Origin of the sequence: Agriterribacter sp. (genome assembly GCF_035445465.1) — a bacterium.
Taxonomy (GTDB): domain Bacteria; phylum Bacteroidota; class Bacteroidia; order Chitinophagales; family Chitinophagaceae; genus Agriterribacter.
Map to the genome: position 1 here is coordinate 1 of NZ_DAOMQT010000115.1, position 4,453 is coordinate 4,453.

General features: G+C 44.3%; 3 protein-coding genes. All 3 read left to right on the forward strand.

Features of this window, described 5'->3' with window-relative positions; translation table 11 throughout:
* The first annotated feature begins 120 nt into the window (after positions 1-120).
* The 3 genes from pdeM (at position 121) to PLE34_RS21660 (ending at position 4,298) form a co-directional block, all read left to right on the forward strand.
* A complete protein-coding gene (gene pdeM, locus PLE34_RS21650) occupies positions 121-777 on the forward strand; it encodes a ligase-associated DNA damage response endonuclease PdeM (protein WP_324560676.1) in 657 nt (218 codons plus the stop codon).
* A gap of 402 nt (positions 778-1,179) precedes the next feature.
* On the forward strand, positions 1,180-3,498 hold the full coding sequence (locus tag PLE34_RS21655) for a TonB-dependent receptor (RefSeq protein ID WP_324560679.1): 2,319 nt from the start codon (positions 1,180-1,182) through the stop codon (positions 3,496-3,498).
* A gap of 5 nt (positions 3,499-3,503) precedes the next feature.
* Positions 3,504-4,298 carry a DUF4249 domain-containing protein gene (locus PLE34_RS21660; protein WP_324560682.1) on the forward strand — a complete coding sequence of 265 codons (795 nt, stop codon included), beginning with the start codon at positions 3,504-3,506 and terminating at the stop codon, positions 4,296-4,298.
* The last annotated feature ends 155 nt before the right edge of the window (positions 4,299-4,453 follow it).

A 4,453-nucleotide genomic window follows, 5' to 3' on the forward strand; every position in this document is an offset into this window, starting at 1 on the left:
ATCCGAAGATTTAAATTTCGAAATCCGAAGAGAGATGCCATCTCAAATTTTAAATCTCAAATTTCAAATCATAACACCCTGCAACCCTGAAACCTGTAACCTGTAACCTGTAACCTCCCCATGCATCCACCTTTAAAACATATTGTATCAGCACAAACTTTGTGGTTAAGCACGGAGCGTTGCATTTACTGGGAAGAGCAGCAGTCGCTGATATTGGCCGATCTGCACCTGGGTAAAACGGGGCATTTTCGCAAGGCGGGCATTGGCGTGCCCCAAACGGTTTTTAAGGAAGATATGCAGCGCTTAGTTAATGCAATTCAGTTTTTTAAGCCGGAACAACTGATCATTGTTGGCGATATGTTTCACAGCGAAAGCAATAAGGAACTAGAACTGTTCAGCAGGTGGCGGAAGGATTTCTCTGCTCTTGCCGTTCGGCTTATTAAGGGTAATCATGATATTTTGCAGGATCAGTGGTATAAAGCCACGGCTATTGATTTACACACAGATGAGCTTGCCACGGAGCATTTCGTTTTTCGCCACGATTATAGCATACTACCAGGGGAAAGCAGAGATAAGTATTTTTTCTCCGGTCATATTCACCCGGGTGTTTATATTAAAGGAATGGCCAGGCAGTCTTTAAGATTGCCCTGTTTTCATTTTACCGCCCATTGTTGTACCCTTCCTGCTTTCAGCCGGTTTACGGGACTGGCAACGGTAGCACCCGAAAGGCAGGATAAGGTTTTTGCTATTGTGGAAGACAAGGTAATAAGGGTGTGAGAATAGATGATTGATGATTCCATATCATTTTACCTGCCAATGACAAACAGCGGCAACACTGTAGGGCATTTGTAATAAAGCCAAACAAACAACCCACTGTCTGTCACCCTAACGAAGTTTGCCTGCCGGCCGGTAGGCAAGGCTCTGGTCAATGATGAACAGAATGGAATTATAACACGGATATTTCCTGCCATCCGGCATTCATAGCGGGACTGATTTTTGTTATACTTTTTTTAATTATGACAAGTGGCGCAGGGTTCCCTGCGGGTGCTGTTTGTTTCACCTGTATCTTCGCCGCGGCCATCCGGCAAAGTAGTTCAAAGTTTTTTAAACCGGTTGGCTGCCCGTAACACTAACGTTGCCTGCGGGCTACGCCAAACAGAGCATCCAAACTAAAAGGGAATGAACAGATTATTATTAATGATAATAGCCCTGCTTACGGGTATACAGGCCTATAGCCAGGAGAAATTTACAGTTAGCGGAACGGTAAGGGTAAAAAAAACAGGGGAAACTGTTATTGGCGCCAGCATCAGGGTGGGCGATGCCGGGACCTTTAGTAATGACTACGGGTTCTATTCCATTTCATTGCCTGCAGGAAAATATACCATAGCCATATCAGCGGTAGGCATGCTTGCTTATTCGCAGGATATTACATTAGATAACCATATTGCCCTTAATGTAGCGCTGGAAGAGGAGCCCAAAACGCTGGACAATATAACGATTACCGCTACCTCCAAAACGCGGAGCCTCAGCAGCCCGCAAATGGGTATTGAAAGACTGAGCACCAAAGAAATAAAGAACATACCGGTTTTACTTGGCGAGCGGGATGTGCTGAAAACCGTGCAGCTATTGCCCGGCATTAAAGCTGCGGGTGAGGGCAACAGTGGTTTTTTTGTAAGAGGCGGCGCGGCAGATCAGAACCTGATCCTTTTAGATGAAGCCACTGTATACAATGCATCGCACCTGCTGGGGTTTTTCTCTACTTTTAATTCCGATGCTATTAAAGATGTTACGGTTTACAAAGGGGGGATGCCTGCGCAATACGGGGGAAGGTTATCATCGGTGCTGGATATTAAAATGAACGACGGTAACAACCAGGATTATAACGTAAGCGGTGGAATAGGGCTCATATCCGCAAAGCTGAACGTGGAAGGTCCCGTTCAAAAAGACAAGTCCTCTTTTTTAATTACCGGCAGAAGAACATACGCGGATATGTTTTTAAAGCTGTCTAATGATTCTTCCTTAAAGAATAACACCCTGTATTTTTATGATCTCAATGCCAAGTTCAACTACAATATCGGCGATAAAGACAGGCTCTATCTTTCGGGCTATTTTGGAAAAGATGTGCTGGCGGCCGGGCAAACTTTTGGGCTCGATTGGGGTAATGCAACCGGTACCCTGCGCTGGAACCATATTTTCAGCAATAAATTATTTTCCAACACTTCTTTTATTTTCAGCAATTACAATTACAATATTTCCATCCGCAGCGGAGCCAATGAGTTCGATATCTTCTCGCAGATCCGCGACCTGAACCTTAAGCAGGAGTTCCAGTGGTATCTCAATAATAAAAACAATATCCGCTTTGGATTCAATGCCATCCATCATACTATACGTCCCGGTGAAGTACGGCCCGCTTCTGACCAGTCGAGCATTAACCTGGCCTTATTGCAAAAAAGATATTCATGGGAGAATGCCCTGTATTTCACCAATACCTGGAAGGCTGCAGACAAACTTAATCTGACGTATGGATTGCGGCTCACTTCATTTAGTATACTGGGTGAGGGCGACTTTTATAATGTTAACCCTGAAGGAGAAATTACCGATACGCTCAGCTATGCGAAAGGTGCGTTTGTTAAAACCTATATCAATCCTGAGCCGCGTATTGCCGCAAGCTACCAGCTAAATGGCAGCAGCTCGGTAAAAGCGTCTTATGTGCGCAATGTGCAAAACCTTCACCTCATCAGCAACTCCACTACTTCAAGCCCTACAGATAAATGGGTAGCCAGCACCAATATCATCAAGCCCGAAGTTTCTGACCTGTTTGCCATAGGCTATTATAAAAACCTTTGGGATAATAACTATGAGCTTACGGCTGAAACTTATTATAAAACCATGCAAAACCAGATAGATTACAGGGATGGCGCTAATGTGTTCATTAACTCCGACGCTATTGAAACACAATTGTTGTTTGGAAAAGGAAGGGCCTATGGACTGGAACTGCAATTTAAAAAGAAGGCGGGAATGCTTACCGGCTGGCTAAGCTATACCTTATCTAAAACAGAGAAAAAGATTGATGGTATCAATAGTAATCAATGGTATAATGCCCGGCAGGACAGAACGCATGACCTGGCATTGGTGGTATCGTACCAGCTCAGCAAAAAGTGGACGCTATCTGCCAACTGGATCTATTATACTGGCAATGCGGTAACCTTTCCCGCAGGGAAATATAATGTAAACGATCAAACCTACTTTTATTATACCGAGCGGAATGCTTACCGGATGCCGGCTTATCACCGGTTAGACCTGGGCGCCACCTGGCTGCTGAAGCAGCGGAAAAGGTTTTCGTCCGAACTGAGCTTTAGCCTGTACAATGCTTATGGCAGGGAAAACGCCTACAGCATTTCCTTTCGTGAAAGCGAAGACGATCCGGCTAAAACAGAAGCCGTGCAACTGGCATTGTTCAAGTATATACCTTCCGTATCCTATAATTTTAAATTCTGATGAGCATGCGTATTCTTATCATATCCGGTCTTATTATAACCTTCGCTTTTGCCTCCTGCGAAAAGGTGATAGATGTTGCGTTAAAAGATTCGGAAAAGCAATATGTAATTGAAGGAACGGTTACCAACAGGCCGGGCGATTGCACGGTGCGGGTATCGAAAACGAAGAACTTCAGTGATAGTAATGATTTTGAAGGGATAGCCAACGCCTCGGTATCGGTTACGGATAATGAGGGCCATACCACTACGCTGGCTGAGTCAACAGCCGGCATTTACCAGTCGGCAGTGCTTACTGCCACTACCGGTAAAACCTATACGCTGCATGTACAGATTAACGGGGAAACATTTACGGCTTCCTGCACGATGCCGGTTATGGTTAATATGGACTCGCTTTATATACAGGAAGAAAGTTTTTTTGGTGAAAGGATAAAGCTGGCCAATGTACAATACACAGATCCTCCGGGTAAAGGCAACCATTACCGCTTTATCCAGTACGTAAACGGCGTAAAGGAAAAAAGTATATTTATCCGCGATGATGATTATTCCGACGGAAACACTTCTACAATAACATTATTTACACCTCCCGATGACGAAAAAGACATTAAAAGCGGTAATACGGTTAAAGTAGAAATGCAATGTATAGCACCTGCGTTATACAAATATTGGTTTAGTCTGGACCAGGGTGCTTCAGGGGGCAGCAATTCAGCCTCTCCGGCAAACCCGGTAACCAATATAGAAGGAGGCGCATTGGGCTATTTCAGCGTTCACACAGTGCAAAGCGAAACGGTTGAGGCGCCATAGCCGGGGGCAGGTTACAGGGCTCAGGTTTCAGGGTATGATTTGAAATTTGAGATTTAAAATTTGATATGGCATCTCTCTTCGGATTTCGAAATTTAAATCTTCGGATAGGATTAGGCATTTAATTCGTAAAGGCATGAAAGTACTATATAATTTAG